Genomic DNA, 22,626 nt, shown 5'->3' with positions numbered 1-22,626 from the left:
CGCGAACCCTTGCTCGACCGGGAGTGTAGGAGCCGTCAGGCGCAAAGTCAAACGGTATCATATGTCTTATATAAGACAGATGTTTTGCGGAAATTGAGTGGACGAAAAAGTGCGGTTTGTGATGAAATGCGCGCCATGACATCGAACCAGGCGAACACCGCGAATCAGACCGGCGCAGGCGGCCCAGGGCAGCCGGGCGCGGGCGATCCCGCAGCCTCGCCCGCGGCCTCCGCGTCGCCGACGTTCAGCCCGTTATACCAGCAGATCAAGTCATTGATCACGCAAAGTCTCGAATCCGGCGAATGGAAGCCGGGCGAGATCATCCCCAGCGAAGTGGAGCTCGCGGCCCGTTACAAGGTCAGCCAGGGCACCGTGCGCAAGGCGATCGACGAACTGGCCGCCGAAAACCTCGTCGTCCGGCGGCAGGGCAAGGGCACTTTTGTTGCAACGCACAATGAGGATCGCGCGCAGTTCCGTTTCCTGCGTCTCCTGGCCGATGACGGTGCCGAGCACCCGCACGTGAGCCGCCTGCTCGAATGCCGGCGCCTGCGTGCGCCGGCGGAGATCGCGCGGCAGCTCGACCTGAAGCCCGCCGATCCCGTCGTGCAGGTGCGCCGCCTGCTGGAATTCGACAGCGAAGTGACGGTGCTCGACGAGATCTGGCTGCCGGGCGCGATGTTCCGCGGGCTCACGTTCGAGCGGCTGAGCGAGTACAAGGGGCCGCTCTACGCGATGTTCGAGACGGAGTTCGGTACGCGGATGATCCGCGCGACGGAGAAGATCCGCGCGGTGGCGGCGGACCCGGCGGTGGCCGACCTGCTGCACGTGCCGGCGGGGTTCCCGTTGCTGTCGGTCGAGCGCGTGTCCTATACGTACGGGGACCGGCCGGTGGAAGTGCGTCGCGGCTGGTATGTCACAACCGGGTACTACTATCAGAATGACTTGAGCTGACGACGTTCGGCTCAGCCGCGTGCATTCGCGTTTCCCACGCTCGCGAAGCACGTTTCGGGCCGCCTTTGTTCTTGTTCGCGCAATTATCCAGAGCAGACTTTCGCTGCAGCGCGATATAAAAAGGCGCTAAAATCGCGGATTAGTGTGACAACATAGTAGGGGTCTAGCATGACTGACGCAGTAAGAAAGCCGAGGCCGGAATACCGGAACATCGGAATCGGCGACATCACGTTGAAATATCGCATGCCGCTGGCCGCGATATTGTCGATTCTCCATCGTATCAGCGGCGCGCTGCTGTTCCTGTTCCTGCCGTTCCTGCTGTTCCTCTTCGACCAGAGCCTCACCTCCGAGCTCAGCTTCGAAGTCTTCAAGGCTTTCCTCTCCAACATCGTCGTCAAGCTGGTCGTCCTCGCGTTGTCGTGGGCCTTCTTCCACCATTTCTGCGCCGGCATTCGCCACCTGCTGATGGACGTCAACCACGACGCCGTCACGAAGGAAGGCGGCAAGCGGACGGCAGTCGTCGTCTTTGTCGTCTCGATCGCGCTGACGATCGCCATGGCACTCAAACTGTTCGGAGCATTCTAAGAAAATGGCAGCCAACAACCGAATCGGCTCGAAGCGCCTCGTCGTCGGCGCACACTACGGCCTGCGCGACTGGCTCGCGCAGCGCGTCACCGCCACGATCATGGCGGTCTACACGGTCATTCTGCTCGTCCTGTTCTTCGGCGCGCACGATTTTTCGTACGAAGGCTGGGCATCGATCTTCGCCGCGCAATGGATGAAGCTCGCGACCTTCGTGATGCTGCTTTCCCTCTTCTACCACGCATGGGTCGGCGTGCGCGACATCTGGATGGACTACGTGAAGCCCGTCGGTGTGCGCCTGCTGCTGCAATCGCTGACCATCGTCTGGCTGCTCGCATGTGCGGGCTACGCCGCGCAGATTCTCTGGAGAGTGTAAAGAATGGCTGCAATCAAAACTTCCCTCCCGCGCCGCAAGTTCGACGTCGTGATCGTCGGCGCAGGCGGCTCCGGCTTGCGCGCAGCGCTGCAACTGTCGCGCGCGGGCCTGTCGGTCGGCGTGCTGTCGAAGGTGTTCCCGACGCGTTCGCACACGGTGGCCGCGCAGGGCGGTATCGGCGCGTCGCTCGGCAACATGAGCGAAGACAACTGGCACTACCACTTCTACGACACGATCAAGGGCTCCGACTGGCTCGGCGACCAGGATGCGATCGAGTTCATGTGCCGTGAAGCGCCGAACGTCGTGTACGAACTCGAGCACTTCGGCATGCCGTTCGACCGCAACGCGGACGGCACGATCTACCAGCGCCCGTTCGGCGGCCATACCGCGAACTACGGCGAGAAGCCGGTCCAGCGCGCTTGCGCGGCCGCCGACCGTACCGGTCACGCGCTGCTGCACACGCTGTACCAGCAGAACGTCGAAGCGAAGACGCAGTTCTTCGTCGAATGGATGGCGCTCGACCTGATCCGCGACGCGGACGGCGACGTACTCGGCGTGACGGCCCTCGAGATGGAGACGGGCGACGTCTACATCATGGAAGGCAAGACCACGCTGTTCGCGACGGGCGGCGCAGGCCGGATCTTCGCGGCATCGACGAACGCGTTCATCAACACCGGCGACGGCCTCGGCATGGCGGCGCGCTCGGGCATCGCGTTGCAGGACATGGAGTTCTGGCAGTTCCACCCGACCGGCGTGGCCGGCGCGGGCGTGCTGATCACCGAAGGCGTGCGCGGCGAAGGCGGTATCCTGCGCAACGCGAACGGCGAGCGCTTCATGGAGCGCTACGCGCCGACGCTGAAGGATCTGGCGCCGCGTGACTTCGTGTCGCGTTCGATGGACCAGGAAATCAAGGAAGGTCGCGGCGTCGGTCCGAACAAGGATCACGTGCTGCTCGACCTGTCGCACATCGGCGCCGAGACGATCATGAAGCGTCTGCCGTCGATCCGCGAAATCGCGCTGAAGTTCGCGAACGTCGACGCGATCAAGGAACCGATCCCGGTCGTCCCGACGATCCACTACCAGATGGGCGGCATCCCGACCAACATCCACGGTCAGGTCGTCGGCACGTCGCGCGATCACAAGGAACCGGTCAACGGCTTCTACGCAGTGGGCGAATGCTCGTGCGTGTCGGTGCACGGCGCGAATCGTCTGGGCACGAACTCGCTGCTGGACCTCGTGGTGTTCGGCCGTGCGGCCGGCAACCACATCGTCGAGCACGTGAAGAACCAGAAGGAACACAAGCCGCTGCCGGCTGACGCAGGCGAATTCTCGCTGGCGCGCCTGGCGAAGCTCGAGAAGTCGAGCTCGGGCGAGTACACGCAGGACGTCGCGAACGACATCCGCGCGACGATGCAGAAGCATGCAGGCGTGTTCCGCACGTCGGCGCTGCTGAAGGAAGGCGTCGCTCAGATGGCCGACCTGAAGGCGCGCGTGGAAAACATCCACCTGAAGGACAAGTCGAAGGTGTTCAACACCGCGCGCGTCGAAGCGCTCGAGCTGGAGAACCTGATCGAAGTGGCTCGCGCCACGATGGTGTCGGCCGAAGCGCGCAAGGAAAGCCGCGGTGCACACGCACACAGCGACTACGAACACCGCGACGACGACAACTGGCTGCGCCACACGCTGTGGTACAGCGAAGGCGATCGCCTCGACTACAAGCCGGTTCAAATGAAGCCGCTGACGGTCGAATCCGTGCCGCCGAAGCCGCGCACGTTCTAAGCCGAGTCAAAGGGAATCCGAAATGGCAAAACGCATTTTTGAAGTCTACCGCTACGATCCGGACAAGGACGCAGCGCCGCGCATGCAGACGTACGAGCTCGAGATCCAGCATGAACGCATGCTGCTCGACGCGCTGGTCAAGCTGAAGGCACTGGACGAGACGCTGTCGTTCCGCCGCTCGTGCCGTGAAGGCGTGTGCGGTTCGGACGCGATGAACATCAACGGCAAGAACGGTCTCGCGTGCCTGACGAACCTGAACGACCTGCCGCAGAAGATCGTGCTGCGTCCGCTGCCGGGCCTGCCGGTCGTGCGCGACCTGATCGTCGACATGACGCACTTCTTCAACCAGTACCACTCGATCAAGCCGTACCTGATCAACGACGCGCCGCCGCCGGAGAAGGAACGCCTCCAGTCGCCGGAAGAGCGCGACGAGCTCGACGGCGTGTACGAGTGCATTCTGTGCGCGAGCTGCTCGACGTCGTGCCCGAGCTTCTGGTGGAACCCCGACAAGTTCGTCGGCCCGGCCGGCCTGCTGCAGGCTTACCGCTTCATCGCGGACAGCCGCGACACCGCCACCGGCGAGCGTCTCGACAACCTGGAAGACCCGTACCGTCTGTTCCGTTGCCACACGATCATGAACTGCGTCGACGTTTGCCCGAAGGGCCTGAACCCGACGAAGGCGATCGGCAAGATCAAGGAACTGATGGTTCGTCGCGCGGTATAAAGATTGATGAGCGACGATTCGCATCAATCCGACCCGCACCGCCGCGCGCGCCTTCGCTGGCGCGCGCGGCGGGGTCTGCTGGAGAACGACATCGTTTTCGAACGGTTCTTCGGCAGATACGAGCATGACCTCACCGATGCAGACGTAGGCGCGTTGTCGCGCCTGCTCGATCTGAGCGACAACGACCTGATGGACTTGCTCCTCGCGCGCAAGGAACCAGAGGGCGACCTAGACAGCCCGGACATTCACCGGCTGTTGGAGATGCTGCGCAACGTGTAACGCCAAGGTGTAACGCGCTGTGCCCGTTATCGAATCCCGTTTCTTTATTTCGATTGAGGATGTGCCATGACTCCGTCTGATGTTAAAGCCACGCTATCGTTCAGCGACAACTCGCCGAGCGTCGAACTGCCGATCTACAAGGGCACGATGGGCCCGGACGTGATCGACATCCGCAAGCTGTACGGCCAGACCGGCAAGTTCACTTACGACCCGGGCTTCATGTCGACGGCAGCTTGTAATTCGGCGATCACGTACATCGACGGCGACAAGGGCGAACTGCTGTATCGCGGCTACCCGATCGACAACCTCGCGCAAAACGCGGACTTCCTCGAAAGCTGCTACCTGCTGCTGAAGGGCGAACTGCCGAACGCCGCACAGAAGAAGGAATTCGTCGACACCGTCACGAAGCACACGATGGTGCACGAGCAGATGCACTTCTTCTTCCGCGGCTTCCGTCGCGACGCGCACCCGATGGCGATCCTGGTCGCCGCAGTCGGCGCGCTGTCCGCGTTCTACCACGACTCGCTCGACATCAACGACCCGCGTCACCGCGAAGTGTCGGCGATCCGCATGATCGCGAAGCTGCCGACGCTCGTCGCGATGGCGTACAAGTACAGCATCGGCCAGCCGTTCGTGTATCCGAAGAACTCGCTGTCGTACAGCGCGAACTTCATGCACATGATGTTCTCGAACCCGTGCGAAGAGTACAAGGTCAACGACGTGCTCGTCCGCGCGCTCGACCGTATCCTGATCCTGCACGCCGATCACGAGCAGAACGCATCGACGTCGACGGTCCGCCTGGCCGGTTCGTCGGGCGCCAACCCGTTCGCGTGTATCGCGGCCGGTATCGCGTGTCTGTGGGGCCCGGCGCACGGTGGTGCGAACGAAGCCGCGCTGAACATGCTCGAGCAGATCGGTTCGCCGGACAACATCCCCGAATTCATCAAGCAGGTGAAGGACAAGAATTCGGGCGTGAAGCTGATGGGCTTCGGCCACCGCGTGTACAAGAACTACGATCCGCGTGCGAAGCTGATGCGCGAAACGTGCTACGAAGTGCTGAACGAACTGGGCCTGCACGACGACCCGCTGTTCAAGCTCGCGATGCAGCTCGAGAAGATCGCGCTGGAAGACGAATACTTCGTGTCGCGCAAGCTGTACCCGAACGTCGACTTCTACTCGGGTATCGTCCAGCGCGCGCTGGGCATCCCGACGTCGATGTTCACGTGTATCTTCGCGATGGCACGTACGGTCGGCTGGATCGCACAGTGGAACGAAATGATCGGCGATCCCGAGCAGAAGATCGGCCGTCCGCGCCAGCTGTTCATCGGCGATACGCCGCGCGAAGCGAAGCCGCTCAACGCACGTTAAATCGTGTGCGGCGCGAACGGCCGGCAGGCCGCTCGCGTCCGGCAATCGCCACGCCACGACACCCCGACGGGTCAGCCCGTCGGGGTGTTTTCATTTGTGCGGCCGACGTTGGCCCGATCCGCCGCGGTGCTCCAGCGACGGTGGCCGTGTGTCGAGCGCGGGCGCATCGCCGTCGGGTGCATGGCCATGCTGCTTGAAGAACTGCCGGTATGCGCCGGGCGTCGTGCCGCGCGCGGCGAGGAACTGGCGATTGAAGTTCGCGGTATTCGGAATGCCGCAGCGCGCGGCCACCGTCGCGATCGGCCAGTCGGTGCCGACGAGATGGCGGCACGCGTGCGCGAGCCGCAGCCGCTGCACGTAGCGGCCGACGCTTTCGCCGAGATGCCGGACGAACAGCCGTTGCAGTGTGCGTTCGGACAGGTGCGCGACGGCGGCGAGGGCGTCGATGCGCAGCGGTTCGTGGAAATGCCGGTCGATCGCGTCGAGCACGCGGTCGAGGCGTTCGGCTTCGGGGGCGGCCGGGTCGGCGGGCGACGGCGCGCCATCGGCCAGGTCGTACGCCTGCGCGGTGGCGAGCGGTTCGCCGCCTGTTTCCGCGAGATCGGCAAGCGTGTCGAGCGTGGCCGCGAGCCGCACGCGCGGCGACGGATCGAGCAACCGCGGCAGCCGCGCGCGCATCGCGCGGGCCGTCTCCACGTCGAAGTGCAGGCCCGGCGCCGCACGTCGCAACAGCGAGCGCAGCGGCGCGTATTCGGGGCAGCAGTCGGCCAGCCGCCGCATCCAGTCTCCGTCGAACCAGACGACGAGCGCGACCTCGGGCGCGTCGCGATCGATGCGCGCGTTCGACGACCACGTATGCGGCAGGTTCGGCGGCACGAGCACGAGATCGTCGTCCGCGTAACGCGCGACGTGGTCGCCGATGAAGCGCTGGCCGCGGCTGTTGAGCGTCAGCGTCAGCTCGTACTCGGGGTGGCGATGCCATTCGAACGGAATGCGCGCGAGCTGGCGGTGATAGACGCGGATGGAGCAGCCGGACGCAAACGTCACGTGCTCGTATTGCGGTTTCATCGCGGCCTCCGTTGGGGCAGGCAGCGCGTCGTGGCATGATCGGGAGCGATCGTCACCACGGAGCGATGCCATGTTTTCACATGTTTGCGTGGGCGTCAGCGATACGGCACGCGCCTACGATTTCTACGCGCCGCTGTTCGCGGAACTCGGGCTGCGCCTGAAATTCCGCGAGCCGGACGGCTGGTCGGGCTGGATGCCGGCAGACGCCGAGCGGCCGCTGTTCTTCTTCGGCAAGCCGCTCGACGGCCATCCGCCGGAGCCGGGTAACGGCCACACGATCGCATTCGATGCGCCAACCCGTGCGCACGTCGATCGCTGCCACGCGCTCGCGCTGCGGCAGGGCGGCACCTGCGAAGGGCTGCCGGGCCTGCGACCGCACTATCACCGCGACTACTACGGCGCTTATTTTCGCGATCCGGACGGCAACAAGCTCTGCGTGGTCTGCCATCGTCCAGAGTGACGCATGATTGTCAGGATTGTATCGATCATTGGCTGAATAGTGGTGATGGTGATCACGTGTCGGCCGTACGCTGACAGCACATCACGACATGCTTCAGCGAGGAGACGACGATGCAACTGACGATTGACGATCTGCCCGCCGCGATTCGCGCGGCGAAACGGGCGCTGCGCGCCGACCTGCCCGATTACGCGGCCACGTTCCGCGAAGTGGAGGGCGACATCGCACGGCAGGTCGACGCGATCCGCCGCGCGCACGCGCACGGCCAGGACGTGATTCCGGTCGTGCCGTTCGCGGATATCGCGGGTGGGCGGGTCGATCCGCACGCGATGGCCGCGATCCGCACGCATGGCGCGGTGGTGATTCGCGGCGTGTTCGATGCGCGGCAGGCGCGCGACTGGAATGACGAGATCGGCGCGTATCTGGATGCGAACCGTTTCACCGAGCGGCTGCATGCACGCGCGGAAGACCGCTATTTCGGCAATCTCGCGTCGGGCAAGCCGCAGATTTACGGGGTTTATTGGTCGAAGCCGCAGGTGGCCGCGCGCCAGTCGCCGGCGCTGACGCAGGCGCGGGTGTTCCTGAACCGTCTGTGGCGGCATGCGGACGGTGCGCGCACCCATTTCGATCCCGATCAGGTGCCTGCGTACGCGGACCGGATTCGCCGCCGGCCGCCCGGTTCGACGTCGCTCGGGCTGTCGCCGCATGTCGACGGCGGCTCCGTCGAGCGCTGGCTCGGCGCGAATTTTCGGCAGGTCTATCGTCACGTGCTGGCCGGGCGCTGGCGCGACTACGATCCGTTCGATGCGGCGTTCCGCCCCGACGTCGAGGAAATTCCGTCGCCGGCCGTGTGTTCGATGTTCCGCACGTTCCAGGGCTGGACCGCGCTGACGCCGCAAGGGCCCGGCGACGGCACGCTGCAGCTGATTCCGGTCGCGAATGCGATGGCCTATGTCGTGCTGCGCGCGCTGCAGGACGACGTCGCCGACGACGACCTGTGCGGCGCGCGTCCCGGCCGCGCGCTGTCGATCCGCCCGGAATGGCACGCGCTGCTGCTCGACGCGCTCGTGCCGATCCCGCACATGGAGCCGGGCGACGCGGTGTTCTGGCATGGCGACGTCGTGCATGCGGTCGAGGATGCGCATCGCGGCAGCGGCGACAGCAACGTGATGTACATCGCGGCCGCGCCCGGCTGCGCGAAGAACGATGCGTACCTGCAACGCCAGCGTGTGGCGTTCCTGCGCGGCGACAGCCCGCCCGATTTCCCGGCCGATCATTTCGAGGTCGATTTCGACGGGCGCGCGCAGGCGGGCGAACTCACGGCGCTCGGCCGTGCGCAGATGGGGTTCGCGCCCGACGCGTAAAGCGTGTGAGGCGGGCGAAAACCGCCGTTCGCGAGAGGGCGGGCGGCCGGTCTGCCGAATCCGCTGCGTGACGCGCGCAATTCGACGCAATCGGCTGTCGGCACCGCCGAAATCGACGCGAATTGCGCAATTTGGCTTCCGATAATGGTCCGGACACAACGCCGCCGGCCCGTGCGCCGCACGGGTGCGGCAGACCATGGAGGAGTCGATGCAATTCACGCAAGCGATCGTTCGCCGTCCCGCGCCGTCCTGCGGCGCGGGTCTGACCACCGCCGAACTCGGCGCGCCCGATTACGACAAGACGCTCACGCAGTTCCACGCATACTGCGACGCGCTGCGCGCGCTCGGCGTCGAGTTGACCGAACTGCCGCCGCTGGATGCGTTTCCCGATTCGCACTTCGTCGAGGACGTCGCGGTCGTCACGCCCGAATTCGCGGTGATCACGCGCCCCGGCGCGCCTGCGCGGCGCGGCGAGACCGTTCATATCGAAGCGGCGCTCGCCGCGCATCGCGACCTATTGCCGATGCAGCAAGGCCGACTCGACGGCGGCGACGTGATGCAGGTCGGCAAGCGCTTCTTCATCGGCTTGACGAGCCGCACCGACGCGGAAGGTATCGCCGCGTTCGAGTCGCTGGTGTCGCGCCACGGCTATTCGGTCGTCGCGGTGCCGGTCGGCGCCGGCCTGCACCTGAAATCGGTCGTCAACGCGCTCGGCGACGACACGCTGCTCGTGACCGACGCACTGGCCGCGCATCCGGCGTTCGCCGACTATCGCCGGATCGCGATCTCGGCCGCCGACGAATACGCGGGCAACACGCTGCGCGTGAACGGCACGCTGATCACCCCGGCCGGTTACCCGCGCGTGCATGACGCGATCGCGTCGCTCGGGTTGCCGCTGCACGTGATCGACACGAGCGAATTCCGCAAGATGGACGGCGGCCTGACCTGCCTGTCGCTGCGGTTCTAGCCGATTGGCGCGCGGCCGCTTCGGCCGGATAATGTGGCCCCGCGCGGAACGGCAGACGTTGCGCGCACCAGCCACGACCCGACCGGAGCGAACGCGGATGACCGACAAGAAGATGCAGCTCGACAAGATCGATCTCCGGATCCTCGACATCCTGCGTACCGACGGGCGCATTTCCTACCGGAAGCTGTCGGAACTCGTGAACCTCACGCCGCGGCCGTGCCAGGCGCGCGTGGAGCGGCTCGAGGCGCTCGGCGTGATCGAAGGGTATCGCGCGGTGATCAAGGCGCCGCGCGCGACCAAGCCGATCGTCGTGATCGCGCAGATCGTGCTGGCCGACCACGGGCGTTCGCAGGCGCCGTTCGAAGAGGAAATGCGCGCGAATCCGGCCGTGCTCGACTGCTGGCTCGTCAGCGGCACGTTCGATTTTCTCGTGCGGCTCGCGTGCGAGGATCTCGACGAGTACCGGCGGATCGCGAACGTGTGGCTGGAAAGCCCGCGGTTCCGGATCGAGAAGATCGTGACGACGGCCGAACTGCAGGCGATCAAGCGCAGTGTCGTGTGATGCGACCGGCCCGGCAGGGCCGGTTTCGATGCGAATGACCGGAGCAATCGATTTGCATTCCAAATCAAATCGGCTGGCCGGATCACAATCAGGGTGAGCACTATGGATGCTATGCAAGCGGCAGCGGAGACGGCCGCGCCGTCCGGGACGACGCTGAAGCGCCGTCTGCAGGGCCGCCACATCGCGATGATCGCGATCGGCGGTTCGATCGGCACGGGGCTGTTCGTCGCGTCGGGCGCGTCGGTCGCGCAGGCGGGGCCGGGCGGGGCGATCGCCGCGTATCTCGCGATCGGGATCATGGTCTACTTCGTCGTCACGGGGCTCGGCGAGATGGCCGCGCTGATGCCGGTATCGGGCTCGTTCGCGATCTACGGCGAGAAGTATGTCGACGAAGGCTTCGGCGTCGCGCTGGGCTGGACCTACTGGTACAGCTGGGCGGTGACGATCGCGATCGAGCTGGTCGCCGCGCAGATCGTGATGCGCTACTGGTTTCCGTCGGTGCCGGGCGTGTCGTGGGGCGCGGGTTTCCTCGTGCTGATTTTCCTGCTCAATACGCTGTCGGTGCGCGGCTTCGGCGAATCGGAATACTGGTTCTCGCTGATCAAGGTCGTCACCGTGATCGCGTTCATCGCGGCCGGGCTGCTGATCGCGGCCGGCGTGCTGGGCGACGGGCATACCGGCACCGGGTATGCCGGCACCGGGCATACCGTCGGCTGGCGCAACTTCACGACCGGCGACGCGCCGTTCGTCGGCGGCGTGCACGCGATGATGAGCGTCGCGCTGATCGCGGGCTTCTCGTTCCTCGGCACCGAGCTGGTCGGCATCACGGCCGGCGAATCGGAAAACCCGCGCAAGACGATTCCGCGCGCGGTGAAGCAGATCTTCTGGCGGATCATGCTGTTCTACGTGCTCGCGATCTTCGTGATCGGCCTGCTCGTGCCGTACACCGATCCGAACCTGCTGAAGAGCGACGTGACCGATGTCGGCGTGAGCCCGTTTACGCTGGTGTTCAGCCACGCGGGGTTCCCGCTCGCCGCCGGCGCGATGAATCTGGTGATCCTGACGGCCGTGTTGTCGGCCGGCAATTCCGGCACCTACGCGGCGACGCGGATGCTGTACAACCTCGCGTCGGAAGGGCGCGCGCCGGCGATGTTCGCGACGCTGTCGCCGGGCGGCGTGCCGCGCAACGCGCTGTACGCGACGATGGCCGTCGGCGGGTTGTGCTTCCTCACGTCGCTGACCAACAACCAGCGCATCTATCTGTGGCTGCTGAATACGGTCGGCATCACCGGCTTCATCGCGTGGCTCGGCATTGCGGTCTGCCATTACCGGTTCCGCAAGGGATTCCTGAAGCAGGGCTATCGTCTCGATCAGCTGCCGTATCGCGCGAAATGGTTTCCGTTCGGGCCGTTGTTCGCGATCGCGATCTGCATCGTCATTTCGCTCGGCCAGGATTACCAGGCGTTTTTCGCGGCACGCATCGACTGGATGGAAGTGCTGTCGATCTATGTGTGGATTCCGCTGTTCGTCGCGATCTGGTGGGCGTATCGCCGCGCGCGCAAGAGCCGGCTCGTGCGCTACGAGGAGATGGACATCGGGCCGTGGCTCACGCGCTCGGTCGGGGCCGTCGACGCGGCCGCCGCGCAGCACGGGCAGCCGCATTGATCCTGCGTGAAATCCGCCCGCGCGCGCACTTTCCGCGGTACGTGCCCGGCCGTTACTTGTCCAGCTCCGGATAGTGCCGGAAGATCCCCATGTCGTTGAACGGGATGCGGCGTTCCGACTCGAGGTAGCGCGCGACCGGCGGATGCTGCGCGACGCGATCGTGCAGCGCGACCAGCGCCGCGACCTTGCGCTCCGCGCGCTTCATCGCTTTCGGGAACGCGTAGCGCAGGCCCTCGATCAACTGGAACATCGTCAGGTCCGCATAGGTGAGCGCGCTGCCGGCGATATAGCCGCTCTTGTGGGGATTCTGTTCGAGCAGGCGATCGAAGTAGCCGAGGAATTTCGGCAGCCGGTTCTCGAGGAAATCGGCGGCGCGCTCGGCTGCTTCCGCTTGCTGCTCCTCGTAGTAGAGGCCGCTGCCGATCGGATGGTGGGTGTCGTGGATCTCGGTGACGAAATCGGCGGCGGTCAGCTGGATCTGGTGCACCCACAGCCGGCCGGCTTCGTCGTCAGGCGCGAGCCCGAGCCGCGCGCCGAGAAACAGCAGGATGTTCGCGGTCTGCCCGACGACCACGTCGCCGGCCTTCAGGAACGGCGGCGCGAACGGCACGCATTCGGCCTTCGCGCTGTCCATCATGCGCATCATGGCCGACACGCCCATTCCGCGCCCCGATTCGCGCGCGACGTCGACGTAATCGGCCTCGGCCGCCTCGAGCGCGAGCCGCACGTATTCGCCGCGGCCCTGGATCTCGGGCCAGTAATAGAGTTCGTATTGCATGCAAGTCTCCTGTCCGGTCGATGCGCCGGGATGCACGCATCGCGATGGCGGGGAGGGCGGCCGCGCGCCGCCCGTTGCGAATAGACAGTCTATGAGATCGAGTGCGAAATGCCCGTGGCGCCGCGTGTCATGTGCGGCGTTCGTCGCAGCCATTCGGCCGGTCTCCGGTGAATGGCGACCTGCGTCGTGTCGGGGCCACGCATCGTATGCCTGCTGACGGTTCGCATGGCTTGATTCGGAAATGATCATTTCCTATAATGCCGCATGGCTACGAAAATTGCAGCGAACGTTGGCAGGCCGCGAGAATTCGATATGGATGACGCGCTGGACGGCTTCATCCGCGTCTTTCGCGAGCGTGGCTATCATGCGACTTCTATCGGCGACCTGTCCCGGGAGACGGGGCTCACTGCCGGCAGTCTTTACAAGGCCTTTGCCGACAAGAACGCGATATTCGTTGCCGCGTTGAACCGGTACATCGATCGGCGCGTAAGCGAGCTCAACGTGATCCTTGCCGATGAAAAAAGCGGACGAGACAAGGTGCGAGCGCTCCTGCGCTTTTACGCGGACGTCTCGCATGGAGACGAGGGTCGAAAGGGCTGTCTGGTCGTCGCCGGCGCCATTGTTCTGAGTACGCTGGATAGCGAGATCGCCGGCATCGTCCACAAATCGATGCAGAGGATCGAGCGTCTCCTTCGCGATTTGATCAAGCAAGGGCAGGCCGATGGATCCGTCGATGCCGCGCTGAACGCGCAAGCCGCGTCGAGCTGTCTGTTTGCCATGGTGCAGGGGCTTCGAGTGGTGGGGAAGCTCGGCCAGAGCCGGAGCGACATGTCGATGCTGGTCGACGAGGCAATGCGGCTGCTCGACTAAGGTTTCTGCGTTGCCCGACAGATGACTCGATGTGAGGTAACGCGCGAAACGGCGCATGCACGTGGTCCGGTTTCGCCGAATTGGGAAATGGGTATTTCCGAACGAAATGGCTCCCGCTGCCGGGGGGGGCATCATCCAGGACAGTCGATTCTGTAGAGAGGACGAACTTATGTACCAGCATCAATCAACCGAGGCTGCTTCGCACCTCGAGGCCACGCCCTATTTTCGGGAAGACCCGCGGCTCACCGGCTTTCGTCATCGGTTCGATACGGTAGACGGGGTGCGCCTTCATTTTGTCGAAGGAGGCCGCGCCGACGGCGAGACCATCGTCCTGCTCGCCGGGTTTCCGGAAAGCTGGTACGCGTGGCGGAGAGTCATGCCGCTTCTCGCGGACGAATTCAGGATCGTGGCGCCGGATCTTCCCGGACAAGGCGACTCGGACCGTCCACTCGTCGGTTACGACACACAGACCGTCGCGGCAACGCTTGCGCGCCTGCTGGAGCGGCAAAATATCGCGCGCTTTTACCTGGCCGCTCACGACGTCGGGGCGTGGGTCGCCTATCCGTTTGCCGCGATGTATCCCGAATCAGTGAAGCGATTGGCGTTGCTCGACGCGGGGATACCCGGCGTCACGCTGCCGGCCGCACTGCCGATCGAGCCCGGCAACGCATGGCGCACGTGGCACTTCGCATTTCATACTGTCGCCGACCTGCCGGAGACGCTGATTGCCGGCAAGGAGCGCGAGTATCTCGATTGGTTCTTGCGTCGCAAGGCGGCCAATCCCGAGTCGTTCTCCGACGCGGATGTCGACGAGTATCTCCGGGTGTTCACCCGGGACGGCGGGTTGCGAGCGGGGCTGGCCTTCTATCGGGCCGTGTCGGAGTCGTCGGCGCAGAACCGCAAGCTGCAGGCGCTGGGGAAGCTGAAGATGCCCGTGCTCGCCGTCAGTGCGGATCAGGGATCCATACCTGACATGGCGGGGCCGCTCGAACATGTCGCGGAGGAGGTGACGGCTGCGACGATCGCGTATAGCGGGCATTTCATTCCTGAAGAACAACCGCAGGCGCTGGCGCGCGAGTTGCGCGATTTCTTCCGGTAGCACGCCGCCGCAAGTCGATTGCAATGCCCTGGGGCGGCCTGCGACGGTCGAGAAATCGCGCCGCGCAAGCCAGCATGGGTGCGGCGCACGGATGCGTCGCACGCGTGGGCGCGTTTGGGCGGGTTGCGTATGGCTCGCGACAACCTGCGCCAAGTGCGTATGCCGACGGCGCGACTTGTCCGCGTCCAGCCGCCGCGCTTGCCGGGTAATGCTTATCCGGGTATCGCGTGTACCACCCAACTCACTGTTTCTATTAACTTTTTTCGTTATCGTGGTACTCCGCGGGCCGATTTTGCGTGGCATAATCGACCACATCCGCAAGGCTTGTAGTCACAACGACCCCGCATACCCATGGCACAGACTCTCTACGACAAACTGTGGAACACCCACGTGGTCCACACCGAGGAAGACGGCACGACCCTGCTCTACATCGACCGTCAGCTGCTGCATGAAGTCACGAGCCCGCAGGCATTCGAAGGGCTGAAGATCGCGCAGCGTCCGGTGTGGCGCATCAGCGCGAACCTGGCCGTGTCGGACCACAACGTGCCGACGACGGACCGCAGCCACGGCATCGCCGATCCCGTCTCGAAGCTGCAGGTCGACACGCTCGATTCGAACTGCGACGCATTCGGCATCACCCAATTCAAGATGAACGACGTGCGTCAGGGCATCGTCCACATCATCGGGCCGGAGCAGGGCGCGACGCTGCCGGGCATGACGATCGTGTGCGGCGATTCGCATACGTCGACGCACGGCGCGTTCGGCGCGCTCGCGCACGGCATCGGCACGTCGGAAGTCGAGCACGTGCTCGCGACGCAGACCCTGCTGCAGAAGAAGAGCAAGAACATGCTCGTGAAGGTCGAGGGCGCGCTGCCGCGCGGCTGTACCGCGAAGGACATCGTGCTCGCGATCATCGGCAAGATCGGTACCGCGGGCGGTACGGGCTACGCGATCGAATTCGGCGGCTCGACCATTCGCGCGCTGACGATGGAAGGCCGCATGACCGTCTGCAACATGGCGATCGAGGCCGGCGCGCGCGCAGGCATGGTCGCGGTGGACGACACGACGATCGATTACCTGAAGGGCCGTCCGTTCGTGCCGACCGGCGCGGAATGGGATCAGGCCGTCGAATACTGGCGGCAGTTCAAGTCGGACGACGGCGCGCAGTTCGACCGCGTGGTCGAGCTGAACGCGGCCGAGATCGTTCCGCAGGTCACGTGGGGCACGTCGCCGGAAATGGTCACGTCGATCGACGGTCGCGTGCCCGATCCCGAGCGCGAGAAGGATCCGGTCAAGCGCGACGCGATGGAGCGCGCGCTGGCATACATGGCGCTCGAGCCGAACACGCCGATCGAATCGATCAAGGTCGACAAGATCTTCATCGGCTCGTGCACGAACGCACGGATCGAGGACATCCGCGCGGCCGCGTACGTCGTGAAGAAGCTGAACCGTCGCGTCGCGTCGAACGTGCGGCTCGCGATGGTCGTGCCGGGCTCGGGCCTCGTGAAGGCGCAGGCCGAGCGCGAAGGGCTCGACAAGGTGTTCACCGATGCGGGCTTCGAATGGCGCGAGCCGGGCTGCTCGATGTGCCTCGCGATGAACGCCGACCGGCTCGAGCCGGGCGAGCGCTGCGCGTCGACGTCGAACCGCAACTTCGAAGGCCGGCAGGGCGCGGGCGGTCGCACGCACCTCGTGAGCCCCGCGATGGCGGCGGCCGCGGCGATCGAAGGTCACTTCGTCGACATTCGCCAGCTGGGGTAACACGTGACGGCATCGAAGGTCATCGCGCGGCTGGTTGCCGCGCTGGCGCTGGCGGGGTTGGGCTTCGGCCTGGCCGGCTGCAATACCGTCCGAGGCTTCGGGGAAGACGTCAACGCCGCCGGCAGCGCACTGAAGCGCGCCGCGGAGTGACGTTTCCCGCCGAGAATTTGTCGATGTGCGCCGGCTGAATGCCGGCCCTTCAACCGGATAGACGGATCATGGAAAAATTCACTGTACATACCGGCGTCGTGGCGCCGCTCGATCGCGAGAACGTCGACACCGACGCGATCATCCCGAAGCAGTTCCTGAAGTCGATCAAGCGCACGGGCTTCGGTCCGAACGCATTCGACGAGTGGCGCTATCTCGATCACGGCGAGCCGGGCCAGGACAATTCGAAGCGTCCGCTGAACCCGGACTTCGTGCTGAACCAGCCGCGCTACCAGGGCGCCTCGGTGCTGCTTGCACGCAAGAACTTCGGCTGCGGCAGCTCGCGCGAGCACGCGCCGTGGGCGCTGCAGCAGTACGGCTTCCGCGCGATCATCGCGCCGAGCTTCGCCGACATCTTCTTCAACAACTGCTACAAGAACGGGCTGCTGCCGATCGTGCTGACCGAGCAGCAGGTCGATCACCTGTTCAACGAGACGGTCGCGTTCAACGGCTTTCAACTGACGATCGACCTCGACGCGCAGGTCGTGCGCGCGGGCGACGGCCGCGAGTATCCGTTCGAGATCGCCGCGTTCCGCAAGTACTGCCTGCTGAACGGCTTCGACGACATCGGCCTCACGCTGCGCCACGCGGACAAGATCCGCCAGTTCGAAGCGGAGCGGCTCGTGAAGCAGCCGTGGCTCAACACCAAGCTGGTCGGCTGATCGCGCGTGGCGGGCGGGCGCGCCGTGCGTGCGCTCGCCGGCTTGCCTCCATAACAATCTACTCAGTCAGGAATTTCGCATGAAGATTGCAGTGCTGCCCGGCGACGGCATCGGTCCGGAAATCGTCAATGAAGCGGTGAAGGTGCTGAACGCACTCGACGAGAAGTTCGAACTCGAACAGGCGCCGGTCGGCGGCGCGGGCTACGAGGCGAGCGGCCATCCGCTGCCCGACGCGACGCTGGCGCTCGCGAAGCAGGCCGACGCGATCCTGTTCGGCGCGGTCGGCGACTGGAAGTACGACTCGCTGGAGCGCGCGCTGCGCCCCGAGCAGGCGATTCTCGGGCTGCGCAAGCACCTCGAGCTGTTCGCGAACTTCCGCCCGGCGATCTGCTATCCGCAGCTCGTCGATGCGTCGCCGTTGAAGCCGGAGCTCGTCGCGGGCCTCGACATCCTGATCGTGCGCGAACTGAACGGCGACATCTACTTCGGCCAGCCGCGCGGCGTGCGCGCGGCGCCGGACGGCCCGTTCGCCGGCGAGCGCGAAGGCTTCGACACGATGCGCTATTCGGAGCCGGAAGTGCGCCGCATCGCGCACGTCGCGTTCCAGGCCGCGCAAAAGCGCGCGAAGAAGCTGCTGTCGGTGGACAAGTCGAACGTGCTGGAAACGTCGCAGTTCTGGCGCGACATCATGATCGACGTGTCGAAGGAATACGCGGACGTCGAGCTGTCGCACATGTACGTCGACAACGCGGCGATGCAGCTCGCGAAGGCGCCGAAGCAGTTCGACGTGATCGTCACGGGCAACATGTTCGGCGACATCCTGTCGGATGAAGCGTCGATGCTGACGGGTTCGATCGGCATGCTGCCGTCGGCGTCGCTCGACAAGCACAACAAGGGGCTGTACGAGCCGTCGCACGGTTCGGCGCCGGACATCGCGGGCAAGGGCATCGCGAACCCGCTCGCGACGATCCTGTCGGCCGCGATGCTGCTGCGCTACTCGCTGAATCGCGCGGAGCAGGCCGATCGCATCGAGCGCGCGGTGAAAACGGTGCTCGAACAGGGTTATCGCACGGGCGACATCGCGACGCCGGGCTGCAAGCAGGTCGGCACGGCGGCGATGGGCGACGCGGTGGTCGCCGCGCTGTAAGTGGACGGAAGTGCAGTCCGGTAATTAAGATGAAAAGGGCGCGAACGGGCCGAAAAAATCGGCCGGTTCGCGCACCGTTGGCCGTTGTGCGGGCCAGCGGCTTTGTGTAGACTCGAACGATGGCGCTGATTTCCCTGATCTCCCCGGTCCTGAAACTCCACGGCAACACTGCCCGTGCGGGTGCGCGCGCCATCGTCATCACGAAAACCATTACCACGAAAACGATCATTAAACGCTGATCGCCGTCGTGCCCGCCTGTTTCCCCGCGCGGTCACGCGGGGACGGAAATGGCGGGGAAGCTCCATTCAAGCAAAGGGTTAGTCATGAACGTAGGTCTCGTAGGTTGGCGCGGCATGGTCGGCAGCGTCCTGATGCAGCGCATGCAGGAAGAGGGCGATTTCGACCTGATCGAACCGGTGTTCTTCAGCACCAGCAACACGGGCGGCAAGGCGCCGTCGTTCGCGAAAAACGAGACTACGCTCAAGGACGCGACCAACGTCGACGAGCTGAAGAAGTGCGACGTGATCATCACGTGCCAGGGCGGCGACTACACGAACGACGTGTTCCCGAAGCTGCGCGCGGCCGGCTGGAACGGCTACTGGATCGACGCGGCATCGTCGCTGCGGATGCAGGACGACGCGGTCATCATCCTCGATCCGGTCAACCTCGACGTGATCAAGGACGCGCTGGTCAAGGGCACGAAGAACTTCATCGGCGGCAACTGCACGGTCAGCCTGATGCTGATGGCGCTCGGCGGCCTGTTCCGCGAGAACCTCGTCGACTGGATCACGGCGATGACCTACCAGGCCGCATCGGGCGCGGGCGCGCAGAACATGCGCGAGCTGCTGTCGCAGATGGGCACGCTGAACGGCGCGGTGCAGGAACAGCTCGCCGATCCGGCGTCCGCGATCCTCGACATCGACCGTCGCGTGCTGGCCGCGATGAACAGCGACGCGATGCCGACGAGCCACTTCGGCGTGCCGCTGGCCGGTTCGCTGATTCCGTGGATCGACAAGGATCTCGGCAACGGGATGTCGAAGGAAGAGTGGAAGGGCGGCGCGGAAACCAACAAGATCCTCGGCAAGCCGGCGATGGGCGAGCCGGGTTCGATCCCGGTCGATGGCCTGTGCGTGCGGATCGGCGCGATGCGCTGCCACTCGCAGGCGCTGACGATCAAGCTGAAGAAGGACGTGCCGCTCGACGAGATCAACGGCATCCTCGCATCGGCGAACGACTGGGTGAAGGTCGTGCCGAACGAGCGTGAAGCGTCGATGCGCGACCTGTCGCCGGCGAAGATCACCGGCACGCTGTCGGTGCCGGTCGGCCGCCTGCGCAAGCTCGCGATGGGCGGCGAATACCTGTCGGCGTTCACGGTCGGCGACCAGCTGCTGTGGGGCGCGGCCGAGCCGCTGCGCCGCATGCTGCGCATCCTGCTCGACAAGTAAGCACGCTGGCGGTCCGGCCCGCGGGCCGCGCTGCACGATACGACGCGCCGCGTCGGCCTTGGGATTCAGGGGCGGCGCGGCGCATTTTTCATGGGCGGTCGTTCAGCGCAGGTTCAGCAGCGTCTGGTCGACGGCCTGCTGGGTCTTGATCGTCTGCGCATTCGCCTGGTAATTGCGCTGCGCGGTGATCAGGTTCACGAGCTCGGTCGTCAGGTTGACGTTCGAGTTTTCGAGCGCGCTACCCTGCAGCGTGCCGTGGTTCGTGCTGCCAGGAGCTGAGATCTGCGGCACGCCCGACGCGGCCGTTTCCGCATACTGGTTGCCGCCGATGTTCACGAGCCCGTTCGGGTTGTTGAAGTTCGCCAGCGCGATCAGGCCGAGCACCGCGCTCTGGCCGTTCGAATAGTTGCCGGTCAGCTTGCCGTCGGTGCCGATCGAGAACGTCGTCAGCGTGCCGCTCGCGAATCCGTCCTGCGCGAGATTGTTCACGCCGTCCTTGCCGCCGTACTGCGTCGTGCCGCCGAGGTCGAGCGTCAGGTTCTGCGGATTGGCGCCGCCCGTCGTGTTCGGGATCGAGAACGCGAACTGGCCGAGGCTTGGCGTCGGCTGGCCGGTCGCGGCCGACGTCGTCGAGCTGAGCCGGCCCGATGCATCGAACGTGACGGTGCCGAGATTCGTCGGCGTCTGGCCCTGCACGCCCGCGTAGGCTTGCCACGTGCCGGCCGCGTTCTTCGCGAAGTACATCGTGACCTGTTGCGAGCCGCCGAGCGTGTCGTAGACCTGGATCGACGAATTGTAGTTGTACGTCGTGTTGTCGGTCGCGTTGAACGGCGTCTTGGCCGGCACCTTGTCTTGCGCGTTCAGGTTGAACTGGCCGGTGATCTTGCTCGTCGCGCGCGGTGCGATGTTGCTGGTCGGCGCCTGCAGCGGCACGGTCTGCGCGGTGTTGATCATGCCGCCGGCGCCTGCCGCATAGCCCATCAGGTTGCGGCCTTGCGCGTCGACGATCGCGCCGTTCTTGTCGCGGTGGAACGTGCCGTCGCGCGAGTACGTGGTCACGCCGTTGCTCGACATCTGGAAGAAGCCGTTGCCGTTGATTGCAACGTCGAGCGACGACTTCGTCGAGTTGATCGTCCCCTGGCCGAAATTCTGCTGCACCGACGCGAGCCGCGTGCCGATGCCGATCTGCGTGTTGACCGACGTCGCGACCGAATTCGCGTACATGTCGGCGAAGTTCGCGCGTCCCTGCTTGAAGCCGACCGTGTTTGCGTTCGCGATGTTGTTGCCGATGACGTCGAGATTGCTCGACGCCCCGGCCAACCCGCTCAAACCCTGCTGATAGCCCATGTTCGTCCCCGTAACGAGCTCGTGAGTGAATGCAGTCGTGCGACTGCGCGATGACCCTCCGGTACTTCACGGCATCAGTCCGACCGCGTGCTGCTGTCTTTCCGACATGGGCGGGCGCGAGGTCGAAATGTGCCGATTCCTGTTTGAAGGCGATCGTATCGACGGCGGTTATCAGGTCTGTGTAATTTTGTGTAATGCAATTGAATTGATGCAGAAACGATCGCTTTTGTATGAGCAATGGGTCGTGTGGAAGGGGTGAAAGCCTTGCGGGGCGGGGCTTTGGCGGTGTGAATTTTCATTTTCTCCGATAAGAGCGGGAAATTGCCTTCTTATCGACGAATTGGAATTGATCGGGATGGGATTAATCGCCGGTCGAGATTTGTTTTGATTGTGCGGCTGGTCATTCATTAACGGCGGGCGGGATGGATTGTTGAGGAAACGCTTGCGATTCTGTTGCTCCGGTCCTTCGGAGGATGTCCGCTGAGCGCCACAAGGCCGTGTCATTCGAGTGGGGCGCGAGTCTGCGTGAGGCGGCTTTCGACTGCGGCAAGCAGGTTCATTTTTACGGGTTGGATACATGGACTGCGACACGCGCACCCGCTCGACATGAGCGCCCGCCCGCGCCCGGTGGCACCTGCCGGCGACGAATTCGGCCGGAACCCGATCGCGTGAAGTAAACTACGCGGTTACGACGCACAGACCCGCCGAAAGCGTCGCGTTCCGCGCGACGCTTTTGCATTTCTGCCGCCACTTTATTGACGCTTCCAACCGCGAATCCGAGCCGCGCCCGCGCGCGGCGATAGAGCCAACGATGTCCCGAATTTCCTTGTTTTCGCGTCAGTCCCGCTTGTCGCGCGCCGTGCGTGGCGCGCTGGCGATCCTGGCGCTCGGCGTAGCCGCATCGGCGTGGGCAGTCGGCACCGGCGAATTGCCGGCGTCCGCCGCCGGCGCCGCCGCTCCGCTTACCGTGACGGTCCAGCCGGGCCAGTCGCTGAACGACATCGCGAAAGCGGCCACGCAATCGCATGATCCGGCCGTGCTCGCACGCGCTGGCCGTGCGTTGTTCGATGCCAATCCGCAGGCGTTCATGAAACGCGACGCGAGCCGCCTGAAAGTCGGCGCGACGCTGACCGTGCCCGCGCTCGACGCGACCGGCGCGGCGCTCGTG

General features: G+C 64.8%; 25 protein-coding genes. 22 read left to right on the top strand and 3 right to left on the bottom strand.

All coding sequences use genetic code 11. The annotated features are described in order from the left end of the window. Positions 1-126 precede the first annotated feature (126 nt). From JMF86_RS22900 to gltA, 7 genes are all read left to right on the top strand, one after another. The gene (locus JMF86_RS22900) at positions 127-951 is read left to right on the top strand and encodes a GntR family transcriptional regulator (RefSeq protein WP_006479356.1); all 825 of its coding nucleotides are present in this window, start codon (positions 127-129) and stop codon (positions 949-951) included. Between the two features lie 168 nt (positions 952-1,119). Further along, a complete protein-coding gene (gene sdhC, locus JMF86_RS22895) occupies positions 1,120-1,536 on the top strand; it encodes a succinate dehydrogenase, cytochrome b556 subunit (RefSeq protein WP_006479355.1) in 417 nt (138 codons plus the stop codon). 4 nt (positions 1,537-1,540) lie between these two features. Next, positions 1,541-1,909: a succinate dehydrogenase, hydrophobic membrane anchor protein gene (sdhD, locus tag JMF86_RS22890; protein WP_006487767.1), complete on the top strand. Its 369-nt coding sequence runs from the start codon at positions 1,541-1,543 to the stop codon at positions 1,907-1,909. Positions 1,910-1,912: 3 nt separating this feature from the next. Then, on the top strand, positions 1,913-3,688 hold the full coding sequence (gene sdhA / locus JMF86_RS22885; protein WP_006479353.1) for a succinate dehydrogenase flavoprotein subunit: 1,776 nt from the start codon (positions 1,913-1,915) through the stop codon (positions 3,686-3,688). Between the two features lie 22 nt (positions 3,689-3,710). Next, positions 3,711-4,412, top strand: coding sequence for a succinate dehydrogenase iron-sulfur subunit (locus JMF86_RS22880; protein ID WP_006479352.1), 702 nt, complete (start codon positions 3,711-3,713; stop codon positions 4,410-4,412). Positions 4,413-4,418: 6 nt separating this feature from the next. Continuing rightward, the gene (locus JMF86_RS22875) at positions 4,419-4,691 is read left to right on the top strand and encodes a succinate dehydrogenase assembly factor 2 (RefSeq protein WP_011548107.1); all 273 of its coding nucleotides are present in this window, start codon (positions 4,419-4,421) and stop codon (positions 4,689-4,691) included. Between the two features lie 66 nt (positions 4,692-4,757). Beyond that, positions 4,758-6,059 carry a citrate synthase gene (gene gltA / locus JMF86_RS22870; RefSeq protein WP_011355741.1) on the top strand — a complete coding sequence of 434 codons (1,302 nt, stop codon included), beginning with the start codon at positions 4,758-4,760 and terminating at the stop codon, positions 6,057-6,059. Between the two features lie 90 nt (positions 6,060-6,149). On the opposite strand, the gene JMF86_RS22865 is transcribed toward gltA, so the two are convergent. Beyond that, positions 6,150-7,127 carry an AraC family transcriptional regulator gene (locus tag JMF86_RS22865; protein WP_011548106.1) on the bottom strand — a complete coding sequence of 326 codons (978 nt, stop codon included), beginning with the start codon at positions 7,125-7,127 and terminating at the stop codon, positions 6,150-6,152. 70 nt (positions 7,128-7,197) lie between these two features. Between JMF86_RS22865 and JMF86_RS22860 the strand changes: the two genes are divergently transcribed. The 5 genes from JMF86_RS22860 to JMF86_RS22840 all read left to right on the top strand — a co-directional run bounded on the left by JMF86_RS22860 (position 7,198) and on the right by JMF86_RS22840 (position 12,142). Beyond that, positions 7,198-7,587, top strand: coding sequence for a VOC family protein (locus JMF86_RS22860; RefSeq protein WP_011548105.1), 390 nt, complete (start codon positions 7,198-7,200; stop codon positions 7,585-7,587). 110 nt (positions 7,588-7,697) lie between these two features. Beyond that, on the top strand, positions 7,698-8,948 hold the full coding sequence (locus JMF86_RS22855) for a DUF1479 domain-containing protein (RefSeq protein ID WP_011548104.1): 1,251 nt from the start codon (positions 7,698-7,700) through the stop codon (positions 8,946-8,948). 208 nt (positions 8,949-9,156) lie between these two features. Next, positions 9,157-9,915 carry a dimethylarginine dimethylaminohydrolase family protein gene (locus JMF86_RS22850; RefSeq protein WP_023474468.1) on the top strand — a complete coding sequence of 253 codons (759 nt, stop codon included), beginning with the start codon at positions 9,157-9,159 and terminating at the stop codon, positions 9,913-9,915. 97 nt (positions 9,916-10,012) lie between these two features. After that, positions 10,013-10,477 (top strand): Lrp/AsnC family transcriptional regulator, encoded by a 465-nt coding sequence (locus tag JMF86_RS22845; protein WP_006487769.1) that lies wholly within the window; start codon positions 10,013-10,015, stop codon positions 10,475-10,477. A 102-nt stretch (positions 10,478-10,579) separates the two neighbouring features. Beyond that, complete coding sequence (locus JMF86_RS22840) at positions 10,580-12,142, top strand: amino acid permease (protein WP_011548102.1); 1,563 nt, start codon at positions 10,580-10,582, stop codon at positions 12,140-12,142. A gap of 52 nt (positions 12,143-12,194) precedes the next feature. On the opposite strand, the gene JMF86_RS22835 is transcribed toward JMF86_RS22840, so the two are convergent. Further along, a complete protein-coding gene (locus JMF86_RS22835; RefSeq protein ID WP_011548101.1) occupies positions 12,195-12,920 on the bottom strand; it encodes a glutathione S-transferase in 726 nt (241 codons plus the stop codon). Between the two features lie 264 nt (positions 12,921-13,184). Between JMF86_RS22835 and JMF86_RS22830 the strand changes: the two genes are divergently transcribed. From JMF86_RS22830 to asd, 8 genes are all read left to right on the top strand, one after another. Next, positions 13,185-13,790 carry a TetR/AcrR family transcriptional regulator gene (locus tag JMF86_RS22830; protein WP_011548100.1) on the top strand — a complete coding sequence of 202 codons (606 nt, stop codon included), beginning with the start codon at positions 13,185-13,187 and terminating at the stop codon, positions 13,788-13,790. Between the two features lie 169 nt (positions 13,791-13,959). Continuing rightward, positions 13,960-14,889, top strand: coding sequence for an alpha/beta fold hydrolase (locus JMF86_RS22825; protein ID WP_011548099.1), 930 nt, complete (start codon positions 13,960-13,962; stop codon positions 14,887-14,889). Between the two features lie 351 nt (positions 14,890-15,240). Further along, positions 15,241-16,650 (top strand): 3-isopropylmalate dehydratase large subunit, encoded by a 1,410-nt coding sequence (gene leuC / locus JMF86_RS22820; protein ID WP_006479340.1) that lies wholly within the window; start codon positions 15,241-15,243, stop codon positions 16,648-16,650. 3 nt (positions 16,651-16,653) lie between these two features. After that, a complete protein-coding gene (locus JMF86_RS22815) occupies positions 16,654-16,800 on the top strand; it encodes an entericidin A/B family lipoprotein (protein WP_011548098.1) in 147 nt (48 codons plus the stop codon). Between the two features lie 68 nt (positions 16,801-16,868). Beyond that, positions 16,869-17,519 carry a 3-isopropylmalate dehydratase small subunit gene (leuD, locus tag JMF86_RS22810; protein WP_011548097.1) on the top strand — a complete coding sequence of 217 codons (651 nt, stop codon included), beginning with the start codon at positions 16,869-16,871 and terminating at the stop codon, positions 17,517-17,519. A gap of 79 nt (positions 17,520-17,598) precedes the next feature. Next, positions 17,599-18,666 carry a 3-isopropylmalate dehydrogenase gene (gene leuB / locus JMF86_RS22805; RefSeq protein WP_011548096.1) on the top strand — a complete coding sequence of 356 codons (1,068 nt, stop codon included), beginning with the start codon at positions 17,599-17,601 and terminating at the stop codon, positions 18,664-18,666. 119 nt (positions 18,667-18,785) lie between these two features. After that, a complete protein-coding gene (locus JMF86_RS22800; RefSeq protein ID WP_006756675.1) occupies positions 18,786-18,905 on the top strand; it encodes a hypothetical protein in 120 nt (39 codons plus the stop codon). A gap of 84 nt (positions 18,906-18,989) precedes the next feature. Then, complete coding sequence (asd, locus tag JMF86_RS22795) at positions 18,990-20,111, top strand: aspartate-semialdehyde dehydrogenase (protein ID WP_012338485.1); 1,122 nt, start codon at positions 18,990-18,992, stop codon at positions 20,109-20,111. A 102-nt stretch (positions 20,112-20,213) separates the two neighbouring features. Here the strand turns inward: asd and flgE are convergent, their stop codons facing one another. Then, a complete protein-coding gene (flgE, locus tag JMF86_RS22790; protein ID WP_011548095.1) occupies positions 20,214-21,458 on the bottom strand; it encodes a flagellar hook protein FlgE in 1,245 nt (414 codons plus the stop codon). A gap of 25 nt (positions 21,459-21,483) precedes the next feature. Between flgE and JMF86_RS22785 the strand changes: the two genes are divergently transcribed. Then, positions 21,484-21,717 (top strand): hypothetical protein, encoded by a 234-nt coding sequence (locus tag JMF86_RS22785; RefSeq protein WP_125381456.1) that lies wholly within the window; start codon positions 21,484-21,486, stop codon positions 21,715-21,717. 540 nt (positions 21,718-22,257) lie between these two features. Beyond that, positions 22,258-22,626: FimV family protein (locus tag JMF86_RS22780; RefSeq protein WP_374039685.1), on the top strand; the 369-nt coding region annotated here is incomplete at its 3' end.

Origin of the sequence: Burkholderia sp. E168m15, assembly GCF_016586105.1 — a bacterium.
GTDB classification, from domain to species: domain Bacteria; phylum Pseudomonadota; class Gammaproteobacteria; order Burkholderiales; family Burkholderiaceae; genus Burkholderia; species Burkholderia orbicola.
The sequence above is the reverse complement of the archived record's forward strand: the minus strand, read 5'-3'. Positions and strand labels throughout refer to the sequence as shown.

What these genes read in the sequence shown, in the direction of transcription:
- JMF86_RS22900 (WP_006479356.1), top strand. Translation starts at nt 127, where the DNA reads ATGCGCGCCATGACATCGAACCAGGCGAACACCGCGAATCAGACCGGC.
- sdhC (WP_006479355.1), top strand. Translation starts at nt 1,120, where the DNA reads ATGACTGACGCAGTAAGAAAGCCGAGGCCGGAATACCGGAACATCGGA.
- sdhD (WP_006487767.1), top strand. Translation starts at nt 1,541, where the DNA reads ATGGCAGCCAACAACCGAATCGGCTCGAAGCGCCTCGTCGTCGGCGCA.
- sdhA (WP_006479353.1), top strand. Translation starts at nt 1,913, where the DNA reads ATGGCTGCAATCAAAACTTCCCTCCCGCGCCGCAAGTTCGACGTCGTG.
- JMF86_RS22880 (WP_006479352.1), top strand. Translation starts at nt 3,711, where the DNA reads ATGGCAAAACGCATTTTTGAAGTCTACCGCTACGATCCGGACAAGGAC.
- JMF86_RS22875 (WP_011548107.1), top strand. Translation starts at nt 4,419, where the DNA reads ATGAGCGACGATTCGCATCAATCCGACCCGCACCGCCGCGCGCGCCTT.
- gltA (WP_011355741.1), top strand. Translation starts at nt 4,758, where the DNA reads ATGACTCCGTCTGATGTTAAAGCCACGCTATCGTTCAGCGACAACTCG.
- JMF86_RS22865 (WP_011548106.1), bottom strand. Translation starts at nt 7,127, where the DNA reads ATGAAACCGCAATACGAGCACGTGACGTTTGCGTCCGGCTGCTCCATC.
- JMF86_RS22860 (WP_011548105.1), top strand. Translation starts at nt 7,198, where the DNA reads ATGTTTTCACATGTTTGCGTGGGCGTCAGCGATACGGCACGCGCCTAC.
- JMF86_RS22855 (WP_011548104.1), top strand. Translation starts at nt 7,698, where the DNA reads ATGCAACTGACGATTGACGATCTGCCCGCCGCGATTCGCGCGGCGAAA.
- JMF86_RS22850 (WP_023474468.1), top strand. Translation starts at nt 9,157, where the DNA reads ATGCAATTCACGCAAGCGATCGTTCGCCGTCCCGCGCCGTCCTGCGGC.
- JMF86_RS22845 (WP_006487769.1), top strand. Translation starts at nt 10,013, where the DNA reads ATGACCGACAAGAAGATGCAGCTCGACAAGATCGATCTCCGGATCCTC.
- JMF86_RS22840 (WP_011548102.1), top strand. Translation starts at nt 10,580, where the DNA reads ATGGATGCTATGCAAGCGGCAGCGGAGACGGCCGCGCCGTCCGGGACG.
- JMF86_RS22835 (WP_011548101.1), bottom strand. Translation starts at nt 12,920, where the DNA reads ATGCAATACGAACTCTATTACTGGCCCGAGATCCAGGGCCGCGGCGAA.
- JMF86_RS22830 (WP_011548100.1), top strand. Translation starts at nt 13,185, where the DNA reads ATGGCTACGAAAATTGCAGCGAACGTTGGCAGGCCGCGAGAATTCGAT.
- JMF86_RS22825 (WP_011548099.1), top strand. Translation starts at nt 13,960, where the DNA reads ATGTACCAGCATCAATCAACCGAGGCTGCTTCGCACCTCGAGGCCACG.
- leuC (WP_006479340.1), top strand. Translation starts at nt 15,241, where the DNA reads ATGGCACAGACTCTCTACGACAAACTGTGGAACACCCACGTGGTCCAC.
- leuD (WP_011548097.1), top strand. Translation starts at nt 16,869, where the DNA reads ATGGAAAAATTCACTGTACATACCGGCGTCGTGGCGCCGCTCGATCGC.
- leuB (WP_011548096.1), top strand. Translation starts at nt 17,599, where the DNA reads ATGAAGATTGCAGTGCTGCCCGGCGACGGCATCGGTCCGGAAATCGTC.
- JMF86_RS22800 (WP_006756675.1), top strand. Translation starts at nt 18,786, where the DNA reads ATGGCGCTGATTTCCCTGATCTCCCCGGTCCTGAAACTCCACGGCAAC.
- asd (WP_012338485.1), top strand. Translation starts at nt 18,990, where the DNA reads ATGAACGTAGGTCTCGTAGGTTGGCGCGGCATGGTCGGCAGCGTCCTG.
- flgE (WP_011548095.1), bottom strand. Translation starts at nt 21,458, where the DNA reads ATGGGCTATCAGCAGGGTTTGAGCGGGTTGGCCGGGGCGTCGAGCAAT.